This is a genomic window from Limnospira sp., assembly GCF_051859755.1.
In the GTDB taxonomy this organism is placed as follows: Bacteria; Cyanobacteriota; Cyanobacteriia; order Cyanobacteriales; family Microcoleaceae; genus Limnospira; species Limnospira fusiformis.
Map to the genome: position 1 here is coordinate 1 of NZ_JBIMLI010000361.1, position 627 is coordinate 627.

The following is a 627-nucleotide window of genomic DNA, read 5'->3' on the forward strand; positions in this document are numbered from 1 at the left end:
TATAGTAGGTTATTACCACCGCCACCATAGATTAAATCTTCTCCATCACCACCACGTATGATGTCATTACCAGTACCACCTGTTAAGGTATCATTACCAGGACCACCAAAGAGGGAATCATTACCAGGACCACCCACTAAAGAATCATTACCCTCATTACCCAATAGCAAGTCATTACGAAAGGCGCTACCTACAAGAGTATCATTACCAGGACCGCCAATTAAAACAATAGAGTCTAAGTGACCGGCGAGAAAATTATCACCTGCATTACCATCAATGGTGTCCACTGTTGCAATACTAACGCTAACCAAAGCGGAGGCGGTATTTCCTAGGGAGTCTTGTGCGGTATAGGTAAATTCGCCACCGAATGGTCCTGGGACAAGGGGGATAAACTCAACGGAGGTATTACCTGGGAGAATATTAACTTCTCCTCCGCTGACATTACTGATGCTATTAATGGTTAATCCCACAGCGGGACTATCATTCTCTAATACAGGAATTTCAATGCGCCTCAAGTTGGTATCCTCTGCGAAAATAGTATCATTTCCGGGGCTACCTAGGATGAAACTGGGAGTGGTAGCAAAGTCGGGGTTAACGATTACAAATTCCGGTTCAGGAGTAGGTTCA

Annotated in this window: 1 protein-coding gene; it reads right to left on the reverse strand. The window is 44.5% G+C overall.

Annotated elements, in window-relative coordinates:
* The coding region (locus tag ACTIE0_RS24630; RefSeq protein ID WP_439517058.1) for a calcium-binding protein at window positions 1-627 on the reverse strand (627 nt) is incomplete at both ends.